The organism is Paraglaciecola mesophila (assembly GCF_009906955.1).
Lineage (GTDB): Bacteria > Pseudomonadota > Gammaproteobacteria > Enterobacterales > Alteromonadaceae > Paraglaciecola > Paraglaciecola mesophila_A.
Window position 1 is genome coordinate 3,650,836 of the sequence record NZ_CP047656.1, and the last position, 15,082, is coordinate 3,665,917.

Annotated in this window: 12 protein-coding genes; 7 read left to right on the forward strand and 5 right to left on the reverse strand. The window is 45.9% G+C overall.

The features are described from left to right. Positions 1–16: 16 nt before the first annotated feature. A complete protein-coding gene (locus FX988_RS15640; protein WP_006991724.1) occupies positions 17–307 on the reverse strand; it encodes a co-chaperone GroES in 291 nt (96 codons plus the stop codon). A gap of 413 nt (positions 308–720) precedes the next feature. Here FX988_RS15640 and FX988_RS15645 point away from each other — a divergent pair, with 413 nt between their 5' ends. Further along, entirely contained in the window at positions 721–1,389 is a 669-nt protein-coding gene (locus FX988_RS15645) for a DsbA family oxidoreductase (RefSeq protein WP_160181057.1), read from the forward strand. A gap of 122 nt (positions 1,390–1,511) precedes the next feature. On the opposite strand, the gene FX988_RS15650 is transcribed toward FX988_RS15645, so the two are convergent. From FX988_RS15650 to gltB, 3 genes are all read right to left on the reverse strand, one after another. Beyond that, the gene (locus FX988_RS15650; RefSeq protein ID WP_160181058.1) at positions 1,512–2,678 is read right to left on the reverse strand and encodes an iron-containing alcohol dehydrogenase; all 1,167 of its coding nucleotides are present in this window, start codon (positions 2,676–2,678) and stop codon (positions 1,512–1,514) included. A gap of 233 nt (positions 2,679–2,911) precedes the next feature. Further along, positions 2,912–4,327 carry an FAD-dependent oxidoreductase gene (locus FX988_RS15655; protein WP_013754723.1) on the reverse strand — a complete coding sequence of 472 codons (1,416 nt, stop codon included), beginning with the start codon at positions 4,325–4,327 and terminating at the stop codon, positions 2,912–2,914. A 19-nt stretch (positions 4,328–4,346) separates the two neighbouring features. Further along, on the reverse strand, positions 4,347–8,813 hold the full coding sequence (gene gltB, locus FX988_RS15660) for a glutamate synthase large subunit (protein WP_160181059.1): 4,467 nt from the start codon (positions 8,811–8,813) through the stop codon (positions 4,347–4,349). A 627-nt stretch (positions 8,814–9,440) separates the two neighbouring features. Here gltB and arcB point away from each other — a divergent pair. The 4 genes from arcB to rplI all read left to right on the forward strand — a co-directional run bounded on the left by arcB (position 9,441) and on the right by rplI (position 13,135). After that, a complete protein-coding gene (gene arcB / locus FX988_RS15670) occupies positions 9,441–11,786 on the forward strand; it encodes an aerobic respiration two-component sensor histidine kinase ArcB (RefSeq protein WP_160181061.1) in 2,346 nt (781 codons plus the stop codon). A gap of 226 nt (positions 11,787–12,012) precedes the next feature. Beyond that, complete coding sequence (rpsF, locus tag FX988_RS15675; RefSeq protein WP_013754721.1) at positions 12,013–12,417, forward strand: 30S ribosomal protein S6; 405 nt, start codon at positions 12,013–12,015, stop codon at positions 12,415–12,417. Positions 12,418–12,428: 11 nt separating this feature from the next. Then, positions 12,429–12,656: a 30S ribosomal protein S18 gene (gene rpsR, locus FX988_RS15680; protein ID WP_006991716.1), complete on the forward strand. Its 228-nt coding sequence runs from the start codon at positions 12,429–12,431 to the stop codon at positions 12,654–12,656. A gap of 26 nt (positions 12,657–12,682) precedes the next feature. After that, a complete protein-coding gene (gene rplI, locus FX988_RS15685; protein ID WP_160181062.1) occupies positions 12,683–13,135 on the forward strand; it encodes a 50S ribosomal protein L9 in 453 nt (150 codons plus the stop codon). Between the two features lie 89 nt (positions 13,136–13,224). Here the strand turns inward: rplI and FX988_RS15690 are convergent, their stop codons facing one another. Continuing rightward, a complete protein-coding gene (locus FX988_RS15690) occupies positions 13,225–13,860 on the reverse strand; it encodes an MOSC domain-containing protein (protein WP_160181063.1) in 636 nt (211 codons plus the stop codon). 109 nt (positions 13,861–13,969) lie between these two features. Here FX988_RS15690 and FX988_RS15695 point away from each other — a divergent pair, with 109 nt between their 5' ends. Both FX988_RS15695 and FX988_RS15700 read left to right on the forward strand, forming a co-directional pair. Beyond that, entirely contained in the window at positions 13,970–14,536 is a 567-nt protein-coding gene (locus FX988_RS15695) for an RNA polymerase sigma factor (RefSeq protein WP_160181064.1), read from the forward strand. After that, on the forward strand, positions 14,529–15,062 hold the full coding sequence (locus tag FX988_RS15700; protein ID WP_160181065.1) for a hypothetical protein: 534 nt from the start codon (positions 14,529–14,531) through the stop codon (positions 15,060–15,062). The genes FX988_RS15695 and FX988_RS15700 overlap by 8 nt, the downstream gene beginning before the upstream one ends. Positions 15,063–15,082: the final 20 nt, after the last annotated feature.

Genomic DNA, 15,082 nt, shown 5'->3' on the forward strand with positions numbered 1-15,082 from the left:
TTGGGTAAACGGTGGGTTATTCGACTACTGCTAGGATATCGTTTTCGCTAAGAATCAATACTTCTTCGCCATCTAGCTTCTCTGTTTTCACGCCGTAACCGTCGTTAAAAATAACGATGTCGCCGATTTTAACGTCAACAGCTTTCACTTCGCCGTTATCAAGTGTGCGACCATTGCCGACAGCGATAACTTCACCGCGAGTTGATTTTTCTGCTGCTGAGCCCGTTAAAACGATGCCGCCTGCAGATTTGCTTTCTTGTTCGTGACGCTTAACGATAACGCGATCGTTTAAAGGACGAATTGCCATTTTCAAATCTCCTGAAAATTCCAATGTTAATAAAGGTTTAAGTTGCCGATTGCTCGGACGGTTAAAATGAGCAAGGTTATTTACTTTGCTCAGAAATTTGTTCTGCGGTCATAAATGGGGCTAGGGGAAATTATCTCAAGTTAATTTGTAAAAAAATTCGTATTTTTTTACCAAAAGTGCATTGTTTTTTCATTTAGCGCGGTCTTTCTGCTGAGTGCCTTTCGATTTAGCGTGAAATTCGCTTAGGGATAACGCCCTCTCGCTTGGTTGGCCCGCGAAGGTTTTTCAAATCGAGTTGGGCAAAGTGTGTGTTTTTATGTATTACGCTTGAATATTGGCGGTGTAAGGCCAATGTACTAACTATCAATCGGCATCACGCTAGTGTGACTTGCCGGCGCAATTAGGAGTTAATTATGGCTACCCCCCTTAAAATAGATATCGTGTCTGACGTATCGTGTCCTTGGTGCATTATCGGTTATAAAGCCTTAGATGAAGCCTTAGGTAAACTTGACGGTAAAGTTGCAGCGGATATCAGTTGGCAGCCGTTCGAGCTCAATCCGAATATGCCCCCAGAGGGCCAAGAGATTGTTGAGCATATCACCGAAAAATACGGCATCAGTGTTGAGCAAAGTGAGCAGAACCGCGAAATGATCAAGCAGCGCGGCCTAGATGTGGGTTACGAATTTGGCAACCGTGGCGGTGGCCGTATTTATAATACCTTCGATGCTCACAGACTATTGCACTGGGCGGAAGAAGTGGGCAAACAAACCGAACTAAAATTAGCCCTGTTTGATTTGTACTTTAAAGAAAGTGGTGACCCGAGTAACCACGAGCAGTTACTCGCGGTAGTGGAGCGTGTTGGGCTGGATAAAGCAATTGCACAAGATATTTTAACCTCGGGTAAGTACACCCAAGAGGTACGTGAAGCTCAGCATTTATACCAGTCTAATGGCATTAGCTCTGTGCCTGCTGTGATTGTGAATAACAAGCATCTCATCAGTGGTGGCCAGCCTGCGTCTGTGTTTGAGCAAGCATTAAGCCAAATCGCCCAAGAGGTGGAAGCCGCGAACGTTGAGGCTTAACGTAAAAGCTAAACACGCCCACGCATAGATCTTAGTCTTAGGGATGTAGCTATTAAATAAAAAGGGAGCCTGAGCTCCTTTTTTATTGCGTATTTTCTAACGATTAAGGTGGCCACAGGTACCTATTTACTATCCCAAGCGGTTTTATACAAGGTTACGATCTCATCTTTACTGGCCAAGCGAGGGTTGTTGTTCGGCGAGCCGGAGGCCAGCGCTTGTTCTGCCATGAGGGGCAAGGTGCTAAAGAATACCCCTTTATCCACTCCAAACTCGGCTAACGTGGGTACGCAGAGAGTTTGATTGATTCGCTTTAATTGGTTCAGCAGCGCTTGGTGTGCCTGATTTTCATCCGTTATATTATCGACCAGTCCCATATACATAGCGCACTGTGCGTAGCGTGTGGGTGCACTGCTAATAGAGTATTCAGTGATAGTAGGGAGCAACATAGCGTTGCTTAACCCATGGGGTACATGAAAATGCACACCTAACGGGCGGCTCATACCATGCACTAGGGCAACAGAGGCGTTTGAGAAGGCGATACCTGCCAATGTAGCCCCGAGCATAACCGCTTCACGGGCGGCTAGGTCTGTCGCATCTTGGCAGGTACGCAGTAGGTTGCGCCCAATTAACTTCATTGCAGCGATGGCTTGTTGGTCGCTGAACAAATTGGCTTTGCGACTCACATAGGCTTCGATTGCGTGAGTCAGGGCGTCAATGCCGGTGTCAGCCGCAATACGCAGAGGTAAACTTAGGGTTAACTCGTAATCAACTATGGCTGCCATGGGCATCAACCCAGGGCCCATGCACAGCATTTTCTCGTCTGTGCTGGCATCGGTAATAATGGTCGCTTGAGTCGCTTCTGAGCCCGTACCTGCTGTGGTAGGAATGGCAATGACTGGCATGCTACGCTCATTAACAGGGCGTGGCATTTTATAATCACGCATGCTGCCTCCGTGGCTAGCTAATAACGCAATTGCCTTGGCGGTATCTATGGCACTGCCACCTCCTAATGCCAGTAAGCAATCGTATTTGCCCTGACGAACTAAATCGACCGCCGGCAAGATAGAATCCTCACTTGGTTCAGCCATGGTTTTGCTAAATAGCCCGTAGTCTATGTTTTGCGCGTTTAGTAAGTCAGTGATCTTATCGGTATAGCCAAGGGTTACCATATTGGCGTCTGTAATAATGCATGGAAATTGACAGCCAAGCTGCTCGAGTGTTGCGGGCAGAGCGTTGATGGCCCCTGCACCGATTTGCATGATTTTAGGGAGAGTAATCGTGGCAGTCATAGGGGCAATACCTGAGAAAGACAGGTATTTACGCTAACGCATCTGTGAGGTTAACGCCATACACAAACGTGCAGTGACTATTTTTTAGGCGAATGGATTAAGTGCGAGTGTTCATGATAAGTGGCAAAGTGATTAGGGCATCGCGCTTCGTCACGGCCACGAAAAACCGGCACAAAAAAAGGAGCCTAAGCTCCTTTTTATCTAGTTTGATACGTCAGCAGACGTTGAACCGCTTATACGCCCATGTAGTCGAGCATACCTTCGGCGGCTTCGCGGCCTTCGAAAATAGCAGTAACGACTAGGTCAGAGCCACGTACCATATCGCCCCCAGAGAAAATCTTAGGGTTAGATGTTTGGAACGGGTATTTTCCTTTTGCTGGCGCACGTACGCGGCCTTTTTCATCCAGAATAATACCGTAATCACCAAACCAACCAGCAGGACTCGGCTGAAAACCAAAGGCAATAATGACCGCATCTGCTTCGATGACATGTTCTGAGCCTTCGATAACAACCGGACGACGACGCCCTTCTGCATCCGGCTCGCCCATTTCGGTTTTCACGCAGCGTACACCGCAAGCATTGCCATCGGCGTCTAACTCGATGTCTAGAGGTTGTACGTTAAAGGTGAATTCAACGCCTTCTTCTTTAGCGTTAACCACTTCGCGGCGTGAGCCCGGCATGCTGTCTTCGTCACGACGATAGGCACAGATAACATCTGTTGCACCTTGGCGAATAGAAGTACGTACGCAATCCATTGTGGTATCACCACCGCCTAACACCACGACCTTCTTGCCTTTCATATCAACGAACTCATCCGCTGATTTTTCAAACTTAAGGTGACGGTTAATGTTGGCAATCAAGAAGGGCAGAGCTTCGTAAACACCTGGCGCGCCTTCATTCGCAAAGCCGCCTTGCATTGGCTTGTACGTGCCCATGCCTAAGAACACGGAATCGTATTCATCAAGCAAGGTTTGAAAGTCGATGTCTTTGCCGATTTCAGTGTTGAGGACAAACTCAACGCCCATTTCGGTGAAAATTTCACGACGACGGGTGATCACGTCTTTCTCAAGCTTAAAGGCCGGAATACCAAAGGTTAGCAAGCCGCCAATTTCTGGGTACTTGTCATACACAACGGGTTTAACGCCGTTGCGTACGAGAATATCCGCACAGGCAAGGCCCGCAGGCCCAGCGCCCACAATAGCGACTTTCTTGTTTGTGGCCACTACGCCTGACATGTCTGGGCGCCAGCCCATTTGAAAGGCAGTGTCGGTAATGTATTTTTCGATACTGCCAATAGTAACGGCACCAAAGTCGTCGTTCAGGGTACATGCGCCTTCACATAAACGGTCTTGTGGGCAAACTCGGCCACACACTTCTGGCAAACTGTTGGTTTTGTGAGAAAGCTCAGCGGCTTCTAAAATTTTCCCTTGGTTGGCGAGTTCAAGCCACTGAGGGATAAAGTTATGCACTGGGCATTTCCATTCACAATAAGGGTTACCGCAATCTAAACAACGGTCGGCTTGACCCTCTGTTTGTGATTGGGTCAATGGCTGATAGATTTCAGCAAATTCTGCTTTACGCACAACGATCGGCTTTTTCGGCGGGTCGATACGTTCTACGTCAACAAATTGATATACGTTTTTAGACATATGATTCTCGTCCTGCTACTTATTGGGCCTGAATGCTAAGTTCTGATGATGAGCGACTAATGTGCCCCAACAGGTTTTTAACATTACTGGTCTTAGGCTTAATTAAGCGGAATTTAGGCAACACTTCATTGAAGTTGTTAAGTAAGCCCATAGCGTACTCGCTGCCTGTTTCTTCATAGTGTTGATTGATAAGGCCGCGTAAATGCTCAGACAAAATAACCTTGTCTTCAATGCCCATAATCTCTACTAACTCAGGGTTAATGCGATGTTCAATATCGTCTAATTCGTCCAGGATGTAAGCAAAGCCACCTGTCATACCAGCACCAAAGTTAACACCAACAGCGCCAAGTACCGCAACAATACCCCCTGTCATGTACTCACAACCGTTATCACCCGTACCTTCAACAACCGCAACAGCGCCTGAGTTACGCACACCAAAGCGCTCGCCAGCACGACCGGCCGCGAACAATTTACCGCCCGTCGCACCATACAAACAGGTGTTACCCATAATGGCACTTGCATGTGGGTCAAAGCTGATATTGGTTGGATTACTGATCACTAATTTACCGCCTGTCATGCCTTTACCAACATAATCGTTGGCATCACCAATCAGGTGCATTTCAAGGCCGCCTGCGTTCCACACACCAAAACTTTGGCCGACTGTACCGCTAAGCTGCACTTGGATAGGTGCATCTTGCATGCCTTGGTTGCCATGCACTTTAGCAATTGCACCTGACAGCATAGCGCCCACCGAGCGGTCAGTGTTGCGTACATCATATTTCAGCGATACACCCGTTAGTGAGTCGATAGCCGTTTTCGCATCATTTAAGATTTGTACGTTCAAATCGCCTTTATCCAATGGGTTATTGGCAATTTCTGAGCAGAACAACTTAGTGTGATCACCCGCTTTAGGCTTAGCTAAAATGGGGCTTAAATCTAATCGACTTTGCTTGGCGGTTATACCAGGTAACACTTCAAGCAATTCAGTACGACCAATCAAGTCATCAAGCTTGGTTACACCAATAGATGCCATAATTTCGCGCACTTCTTCAGCGATAAACTTAAAGTAGTTCATCACCATTTCGGGTAACCCAATGAAGTAGTTTTCCCGTAATTTTTCGTCTTGTGTTGCCACACCTGTCGCACAGTTGTTCAAGTGACAGATACGCAGATATTTACAACCTAACGCAACCATAGGGCCGGTACCGAAACCGAAGCTCTCAGCGCCTAAAATGGCACCCTTGACCACATCTAGTCCGGTTTTGAGGCCGCCATCTGTTTGCACGCGCACTTTGTGGCGTAAGCCGTTTTCAACCAATGCTTGCTGAGTCTCTGCTAGACCAAGCTCGAACGGGCTACCGGCGTATTTGACCGAAGTGAGTGGGCTGGCACCTGTGCCGCCGTCGTAACCAGAGATAGTGATTAAATCGGCATAGGCTTTTGCTACACCTGTGGCAATGGTACCTACGCCAGGCTCAGACACTAATTTCACCGAAATTTGCGCCGTAGGGTTCACTTGTTTCAGGTCAAAAATGAGCTGAGCCAAATCTTCAATCGAATAAATATCGTGATGAGGCGGTGGTGAAATAAGGGTCACGCCTGGCACGGCAAAGCGCAACTCTGCGATGTAGCTGTTGACCTTATCACCCGGTAATTGACCACCTTCACCTGGCTTAGCGCCTTGAGCCACTTTGATTTGAATCACTTCTGCATTGACTAAGTAATGCGGCGTAACTCCAAAGCGGCCCGATGCGACTTGCTTTATCTTTGAGTTTTTCTCAGTGTTGAAACGCGCTGGATCTTCACCGCCTTCACCTGAGTTTGATTTTCCACCTAAACGGTTCATAGCGATAGCGAGTGCTTCATGGGCCTCAGGGCTAAGAGCACCGATTGACATCGCAGCGGTATCGAAACGCTTGAATAGGTTTTCCGCGGGTTCTACTTCACTGATGTCAATGGCTGGGCTTTCAGCCTTAAGGGCAAGCAAATCACGGAAATGACTCGGTGAACGTTCATTCACTAAGGTGCTGAACACGCGATAATCATCGTACTTTCCGCTAACAACGGCTTTTTGTAAGCTGGTGACCACGTCTGGGTTGTAAGCATGGTACTCACCGCCGTGCACGTACTTTAATAAACCGCCATGATCAATCGGTTTACGTTTTAACCAAGCGACGCGGCTTAAATTAATTTGGTCTTGTTCAAAGTCGTCAAACCCTGCACCTTGTATACGACTTGGCACACCTTGGAAGCATAACTTGGTGACATCGGCATTAATACCAATGGCTTCAAATAGCTTAGAACTACGATAGCTAGCAATTGTGCTGATACCCATCTTCGACATGATCTTGTACAGACCTTTATTGATGCCCTTGCGGTAGTTCAATACGCCCTGCATTGCGCTCACGCCTAGCTCACCTTTGTCGGCCATTTGCTCGATAGATTCGTACGCTAAGAACGGATAAATCGCAGTCGCACCAAGACCGAGTAACACAGCAAAATGATGCGGGTCGCGGGCTGACGCAGTCTCAACGACTATGTTGGCATCACAGCGAAGTGATTTATCAATCAAACGACGTTGTACAGCACCAACCGCCATAGCAGCAGGGATAGTCAGGCGGTTTGATTTTACGTTGCGGTCAGACAAAATAACAAAAGCAGCGCGTTTGGTTTTCACCAAATACTCTACTTCATTACAAATGCGCGAGATGGCTTTTTTCAAGCCTTCTTCTGGCTTGTAGTTTAAGTCGACCACTTCTGAATAGTAATGCTCTGCGTCATATTCACGCAGTTGTTTCAAATCGGTGTAAATTAATACTGGGGATTCAAACAATACGCGATGGGCATAGCCAGAGGTTTCGCTAAATACGTTTTGCTCACGGCCAATACAGGTTGCCAACGACATAACGTGGTTTTCACGCAATGGATCGATAGGCGGGTTTGTTACCTGAGCAAATTGCTGACGGAAATAATCATAGATAGTACGCTGCTTTGATGAAAGCACAGCCATTGGAGTATCATCACCCATCGAGCCAACGGCTTCTTGGCCATCTTTAGCGAGTACTTTTACGATTTGCTGAAGCTCTTCGTAACTATAAGCAAACAACTTGTGGTACGTAGCCATCATGTTGTCGTCAAACACGCGCTGACCAATCAATGACGCATCGCATTCTTCAACAGGCTTTAAGCGACGAATGTTTTCGTCAATCCATTCGCGATAAGGATGACGGCCTTTAAGCTCTTCATCAATTTCGTTCGAACGCCAGATTTTGCCGTTGTAAGTATCGACGGCCAGCATTTCACCTGGACCAACGCGACCTTTTTCTACCACGTCTTCAGGTTTGTAATCCCAAATGCCGATTTCAGAAGCAAGGGTAATTAACCCGTCTTTGGTGATCACATAACGCGCTGGGCGCAAACCGTTTCGGTCTAGGTTACAAGCCACATGACGGCCGTTGGTTAAAACGATACCCGCTGGGCCGTCCCACGGCTCCATATGCATTGAGTTAAACTCATAAAATGCGCGAAGATCGTCGTCCATGGTGCTGTTGTTTTGATACGCGGGCGGCACGAGTAAACGCATCGCGCGGAATAGGTCCATGCCACCAGCGAGGAACAGCTCAAGCATGTTGTCTAGCGATGAAGAGTCAGACCCTTCTGTGTTAACAAATGGCGCTGCATCTGCTAAATCAGGCAATAGTGGTGTTACAAACTTGCTGCTTCGCGCTTGTGCCCAATCGCGGTTACCACGAATAGTATTAATTTCACCATTGTGCGCCAAGAAGCGGAATGGCTGTGCCAATGGCCACTTAGGCAAAGTATTGGTAGAGAAGCGCTGGTGGAATACACAAATGGCAGATTGCATGCGTTCATCGGCTAAGTCTAAATAAAACTTAGGCAAATCTTTTGGCATGACTAAGCCTTTATAAACAGTCACTAGCGTGGACAAACACGCAATATAGAATTCACTGTCTTCGCTCATGCGCTTTTCAGCACGGCGACGGGCCATAAATAAACGACGCTCTAGGTCTCGTTTGCGCCATCCAGAAGGTGCATTAACAAAAACCTGTTCAATTTGCGGTACGCCAGAGGCGGCTAAATCACCCAACACTGAGTGATCCGTGGGCACCACGCGCCAACCTGCTACGCTTAGGGTTTCACGCTCTAATTCTTCGTTCAAAATTTCACGGCCACGAGCCGCTAAGGTGTCGTCCTGATTGAGGAAAATAACCCCTACACCGTATTTCTTACTTAATTTCCAACCGTTTTCGGCGGCTATCTCTTTAAAAAACGCATCCGGTTTTTGAAGTAGCAAGCCACACCCATCCCCGGTTTTACCGTCGGCGGCGATACCACCACGGTGTTGCATGCGATCCAATCCTTCAATGGCAGTGATAACAAGTTTGTGGCTGGCTTCGCCTTGTGTGTGGGCGATAAGACCGAAACCGCAGTTATCTTTGGAATCATTAGGATTATATAAACTCATTGACGTAACTCCTTCAACCGACGACTGGTCAGGGTTGTGTTTTAGGTTACTGCTCTATTTTCTATAACGCTCACGGGATAACTTTGGCACACAAAAAAGTGGCCTAATTGCGCCATGTCACGCTATGTATTCTTGTCGTTTTTATTATTGGGGATACCAGTCGAGTATCGAATATTTATACTAAGCAGGCCGTACAAAATACCGAGTTAAAATATATAAATCAATTCAGAAGTTTGAACTTACTGGAAAAATCCTTACTTTATGTTGGGTTTTTTATATAAAGTTATTTAAATTCAGTCGGTTATCAATCATCCATTTAGTTGGTTATATCCTATGGAATAACTGGCATTTTTCTCGCCAAGTGTTAATAAATAGTTAATTCTCACCCTTGTAAACAGTGACTTTTCGGTTTGATAGTGAATATTTATGAGAAAAAATCGCATAAAAAGTATAATTTGCTGTTTGGAAACACTGCCAAAACGGGCGTGTTGAGGATATTTAGCTAAATTGTTTGAAAAACAAACAATGTCTTAAAGCTCAGCTCAAGTAGCGATTATCAGTTGACCCTGTGTTCGAACTTGCTAGCATGGCGCGCTCATAGCCTCACTTTTAAGCACGGAAAATAGCATGCAGCGACAAGAATCAGTAGAACCTTGGGCCCTTCGATTTGCCCAGTTTATTAATCGTTTTGGCACCCTGCGTGTTAGCGTGTTATTTGTCATTCTGACCCTCATCTTTACCATGACAGGCACCTACTTCTTGCGTATTTACATTATAGGTGATGTGAAGTTAGAAGATTTTATGAGTGCGATTATTCTGACCATCGTTAGCGCACCCTGGGTATTGTTTTTCTTTAGTGAGTTGGTCAAACAACTTGAGCGCTCCAGAGGGCATTTAGCCGAAGCAGTAACTCAATTAGAGCGTTTACGTGAAGAAGATATTCTGCTTAGCCGTGAGCTACAAAACAATATTAAGCAACTTAACTACGAAATAGAGCAGCGGAAAAATGCCCAAGAAGAGCGTGAAAGTGTATTCGTAGAATTAGAAAATGAAATTAAAGACAGAGCGGAGAAAGAAGCCCAAGCGCTGCGTTTGTCTACCTTGCTGCGTTCAATCATTGATGCCTCGCCAGATCTTATATACTACCGCAACGAAGAAGGTCAATTTGCCGGTTGTAACCGCTTAGCAGAGCAAATGACCGGTCGAACCGAAGCCGAATTGATTGGTTTAACCCCGCACGAGGTGTGGGAAGAAGAGCTAGCGAGCCAAGTGGCAGCCAGTGATCATGAAGTGCTAGAAAATGATGTGAGCATTACCGAAGAAGTTTGGCTGCGTTTTGCCGATGGTCGCCGTGGCTACTTTGAAATGCGCAAAGTGCCCTTTTATGACAAGGACAATAAGCGTTTAGGCCTATTAGCCTTTGGCCGAGATATTACTGAGCGTAAACAGGCCGAAAATATCGTCGCGAAAGCGAGCAAAGATAAAACCAAATTTATCGCCACCATTAGTCATGAATTGCGCACTCCGTTAAACGGCATTGTAGGTTTAAGTCGTATGCTGCGTGATACCAAATTAGATAAAGAGCAATTCGCTTGGGTGAGCACTATTTACGCAAGCGGTATTACCCTGGGAAATATCTTTAACGATATTATCGATATCGATCGCATGGGTCGGGATAAACTCGAGCTTTCGCTAAAAACCGTGTCGATTAAAGATTTCACCGAAGAGCTAAGCAGTATTATTAAACTACTTGCCGCAGACAAAGGCCTTGCATTTGATACCGAGATTAGAGAACCACTGCCAGATTTTGTCGAAGTGGACGGTACCAGGTTGCGGCAGATTTTGTGGAACTTGCTATTCAACGCAGTCAAGTTCACTCAAAAGGGGAAAGTCAGCTTAAGCGTTGAAGCGCATACCACAGGTGATGGTATTAGCCATGTGAAATTCTGCGTAGGGGATACAGGTGTTGGTATTCCTCAAGCCGAACTCGATAAAATATTTGCTATGTATTACCAAGTGAACTTGCCTGAGCACCAAAGTGCCACCGGCACGGGTATCGGCTTAGCGATATGCCAACAAATGGTGTCACTGATGAACGGCGAAATAAAAGTCAGTAGTGAAATCGGTAAAGGCACCTGTTTCACGGTGGAATTGCCATTACCCATTAGCAAACGCCCTATGCAAGTGGAGGAGCTGCAAGTACGTGGTCTGAATATCTTGTTGGTGGAAGATATAGAACTCAATGTAATGGTTGCCAAAGCATTGCTAGAAAAGCTTGACCAACATGTTGATGTGGCTATGACAGGCAGCGAAGCGATAAAAATGGTACGGGATAAACAGTACGACTTAATCTTGCTTGATATCCAATTGCCGGATATGACAGGCTTTGATGTCGCCGCCACCCTGCATGAAGAAAGTTTGGTTGAACAAACCAGTATTGTTGCCTTAACAGCCAATGTTATTAAACGTCGTCAAGAGTATTTGGACAGTGGAATGGACGATGTTGTCGCAAAACCGGTCAAGAAGAGCCGTATCATTGAAGTATTTAACTCGCTGTTCAGTGAGCACGCTTATGAGTCTCACAAGCCGAACGAAGAAGAACCAGATAAAGAGCTTGATGCCATTTTAGATTTAGACTTGCTGCAGATGTTGGTGGATACCATAGGTCATGAAATGGTCAGCACCAGTGTTAAAGTGTTTGAAGAAAACATGCCGGTTTACCTAGAAATACTGCAATTGAGTTTGAGCGCTGATGAGAAAGATGAAGTGTGCTCTCAAGCCCATAAGATAAAAGGGGCTGCAGGCTCGGTTGGCTTGGCCAGAGTGCAAAAAATTGCTAACCAAATCCAGCAGGGCGACCACCCAGCTTGGTGGGAGAATGTGCACGATTGGGTAGAAGAACTGACGTTTGCTGCCGAACAAGACATGCAAAAATTAGGTGAGTGGTTAAACAAACAAGATATTGATGATTAGCCTTATTGGCCGGCAACGACAGATTAGCGTCGCGCTAAACTCGCCTCACGAGAGTGAGGCGCATCTATACTACGCACTTTTATAAGGGATAAGCATAAATATTGCTTGTGCCTACCGACCAGTTTATATACAATTCGCGCCGCTTAAAACAGTCACTTTAATTTAGTTCCTTGTCTCCATACAGTTTGACTGTGCTGTCGAGGCTACAACCGTGAGGAGCAATATGATGCGTCATTACGAAATCGTATTCATGGTTCACCCTGACCAGAGTGAACAAGTTCCAGGTATGATCGAGCGTTATACCGGAATTCTTACCCAAAATGGTGGCACAATCCACCGTATGGAAGATTGGGGCCGTCGTCAATTGGCTTACCCAATCGACAAACTACACAAAGCACACTACGTACTTATCAATGCTGAAGCGTCTGCTGAAGCCGTTGAAGAGCTAGAGACTGCTTTCCGTTTCAATGACGTTGTATTGCGTAACCTAGTTATGCGTACTAAAGATGCTGAAACAGAGCAATCGCCTATGGCTAAAGAAGAGCGTCGTGAAAAGCGTGACGAAAGACCGTCTTCTGAAGACAAGTCTGTAGAACCTGAAGCAGCTACTGCTTCTGACGAAAAAGAATAAGGAGACAAAAAATGGCTCGTTTTTTTAGACGTCGTAAATTCTGCCGTTTCTCAGCTGATGGTGTTGTTCAGATCGATTATAAAGACATCGCTATGTTGAAAAACTATGTCACTGAAAGTGGTAAAATCGTACCTAGCCGTATCACTGGAACTAGCGCTAAGTATCAGCGTCAGTTGTCAACTGCTATCAAGCGCGCGCGCTTCCTAGCATTGCTTCCATATACTGATTCTCACAAGTAACCCCAGCGAAATTAAGAGGTAGCAAGATGGAAATCATACTACTAAACAAGGTCGCTAACCTGGGCGGCTTGGGTGACAATGTCACTGTAAAATCAGGTTATGCACGTAACTACTTGTTCCCTCAAGGACAAGCGGTTCCTGCTACTAAAGCAAACGTAGAAAAATTTGAAGCACGTCGTGCAGAGCTTGAAGCAAAAATTGCTGAACAGCTTGCAGCGGCTGAAGCTCGCGCAGCAAAAGTTGCTGAGTTGGCTGAAGTGACTATCGCAGCACCTGCTGGCGACGAAGGCAAATTGTTCGGATCTATCGGTACTCGTGACATCGCAGTAGCTATTACTGCCGCTGGTGTTGAGATTGCTAAATCTGAAGTTAAATTGCCTACTGGTACTTTACGTGAAACTGGTGAGTTCGAAATCGACCTACAGTTGCATTCAGACGTTACCACTACAATCAAATTGGTTGTTATTCAAGAAGCTTAATTTAAGCCTTTTGGATACTAAAAACACCGCTTAGTTGCATTGCACTAAGCGGTGTTTTTTTATGCCCGCAGTTTATTGACTATCGATTATTATTTATCGATACGACCTAGTAGTTTTTCTCGCCATTGTGAGTCTAACCCTATCGCATTGCTCATTTGCCGTAGTGAATCCGCTGACGTGTTTTTGTCAAAGTGCTGCTGAACAAAAGATGCCACAGACACATTTTCATTAGGCCGTTCCAATAGTGTGATGTCATCTCCTAGTCGAATTGCTCCACCTTGTAACACTCGATAGTACCATCCGGTTATCTGTTGCTTATTGATTAACTGGACCAATCCTTTTTGATTTAGCTTTTCTTCTATTTTCCAGCACGGCATACGCGGTGAACTGACTTGCACCTCGATTTCGCCAATACGATAAATATCGCCAATATTGACGTTAGTATCACTCATCACTGGGCTACTGATATTCTCACCGATACTGCCAGCAATCGCTTTCTTGTGCAGCAGAGGGTGGCGTTTGATGATGGTTTCGTAGCCATGCAGTGCATATTGATGTAGTGCGCGCTCCGGGCCACCGTGATAGCGTTTATCCACCTGAATGTCATCGGTGATACCTAGGTGATCTACTTTCGCCGAGGTGACAGGGCGTTTATCGATGCCAGAGAGCGCGTTTTTAGGACCAATAGGACGCGCTTTGCCTGCGAATAAGCCTAATACTTTCATACGGATTCCGATTTTATTCATGAGAAATTAAGGTTTCTTTTTTGCGGCTTTAAACCTTTGTAGGTTAACCTGCGACTTATTTTGTAACCTAGCTAACGAAGACAAAAGATTGACTGAGTATTCAAACATTGTTGCCGCTGAGCACAAGTTTGCCACCGATGAGGAGCGGCATCTACTGTTAGCGGTAAAAAATGGCAACCGGCAGGCTTATCACCAGCTATATCATCGATATATCGGTCAGGTGTATGCGCTGTGTTATCGCCTAACAGGAGATAAGTCATTAGCCGAGGATGCATCACAAGAGGTGTTTATCCAATTGTGGCGCAAAATTGGTGATTATTCCGAACAAAGTAAGTTTTCTACTTGGCTGCACACAGTCACGTCTCACATTACGATTTCGTATATTCGTAAACAACGCGGTTGGGTACAGCGCATGCTTAATATAGAAAGCTCAAGCGCGGTAAATGATATTGCTGAAGCCTCGGCAGGAGAGGTAGATATTGAAAAGTATGTGTTGCGTCTGCCTGAACGCGCGCGAATCGTGTTTGTTCTGCATGCAATTGAAGGGTATCGCCACGAAGAAATTGCCCAAATGACCAACATGGCCATTGGAACGAGTAAAGCACAATTCCACCGAGCGAAACAGTTATTAGAGGAGTGGATGGGTTATGCGTAAGCCAGATTTTGAACATGCTTTGCAAGACAAGCTTGCGAAGCTAGATAAGCATAAGCAACCTGAGCGCGATTTATGGCCGGGTATTGAGCTAGCGCTGGTTAAGCAAGAAGATCAGGCTCGCAACGTACATGACTTGAGCGACAAAAAGGTTCGAGTTAATAGCAACCGTCTTTATTGGGGACGGGCAGCCGCGCTTGCTGCAACAGTGGCTGTTATTGCCCTTGTGAGCTGGAAGGGCGTACTACAAAATGACGACATGATAAGCGGTGATGAATTAGTTGCCGCCCTCAGTGCTCAGCACGAAGAGCAGAAAAAAGCCTTATTAGTGCAGTTTGAAGGAGAAAACGCACTGACCAACAATTGGCAACAACAATTAGCTGAACTTGATAATGCCGCCGAGGCGATTAAGAAGGCGTTGCTAAATGAACCAGATAATATGGCGTTGCTGAAAATGCTACAAAGCGTGCATCAGCAACAGATAAATTTAATCGAGCGCGTGCATTCACCTAAGTGGTCGCAAATCTAATATGAATGCTAGGAGTCAAA

What these genes read in the sequence shown, in the direction of transcription:
- FX988_RS15640 (WP_006991724.1), bottom strand. Translation starts at nt 307, where the DNA reads ATGGCAATTCGTCCTTTAAACGATCGCGTTATCGTTAAGCGTCACGAA.
- FX988_RS15645 (WP_160181057.1), top strand. Translation starts at nt 721, where the DNA reads ATGGCTACCCCCCTTAAAATAGATATCGTGTCTGACGTATCGTGTCCT.
- FX988_RS15650 (WP_160181058.1), bottom strand. Translation starts at nt 2,678, where the DNA reads ATGACTGCCACGATTACTCTCCCTAAAATCATGCAAATCGGTGCAGGG.
- FX988_RS15655 (WP_013754723.1), bottom strand. Translation starts at nt 4,327, where the DNA reads ATGTCTAAAAACGTATATCAATTTGTTGACGTAGAACGTATCGACCCG.
- gltB (WP_160181059.1), bottom strand. Translation starts at nt 8,813, where the DNA reads ATGAGTTTATATAATCCTAATGATTCCAAAGATAACTGCGGTTTCGGT.
- arcB (WP_160181061.1), top strand. Translation starts at nt 9,441, where the DNA reads ATGCAGCGACAAGAATCAGTAGAACCTTGGGCCCTTCGATTTGCCCAG.
- rpsF (WP_013754721.1), top strand. Translation starts at nt 12,013, where the DNA reads ATGCGTCATTACGAAATCGTATTCATGGTTCACCCTGACCAGAGTGAA.
- rpsR (WP_006991716.1), top strand. Translation starts at nt 12,429, where the DNA reads ATGGCTCGTTTTTTTAGACGTCGTAAATTCTGCCGTTTCTCAGCTGAT.
- rplI (WP_160181062.1), top strand. Translation starts at nt 12,683, where the DNA reads ATGGAAATCATACTACTAAACAAGGTCGCTAACCTGGGCGGCTTGGGT.
- FX988_RS15690 (WP_160181063.1), bottom strand. Translation starts at nt 13,860, where the DNA reads ATGAAAGTATTAGGCTTATTCGCAGGCAAAGCGCGTCCTATTGGTCCT.
- FX988_RS15700 (WP_160181065.1), top strand. Translation starts at nt 14,529, where the DNA reads ATGCGTAAGCCAGATTTTGAACATGCTTTGCAAGACAAGCTTGCGAAG.